Genomic DNA, 225 nt, shown 5'->3' on the forward strand with positions numbered 1-225 from the left:
ATGAGGCGGCCGTCGCGTTCTGACATCCTGATACTATTTATCGTACTAGTAGTTTCATATTATAAAACTATCGTAACCGAACGGATTCAGCGCGGGCTATTCCAGTTTTCTACGGAATCAGACGTTTTTAACCAACTCTCGGTGGAGCTTAATCCCCCAAGACGCCTATTTCGCCGCGAGTAAGCGTCAACACCCAAGAATTAAACAGGCAAATCTCGTAGCTTA

Origin of the sequence: Halorubrum sp. SP9 (genome assembly GCF_005435015.1) — an archaeon.
Classification (GTDB): Archaea; Halobacteriota; Halobacteria; order Halobacteriales; family Haloferacaceae; genus Halorubrum; species Halorubrum sodomense.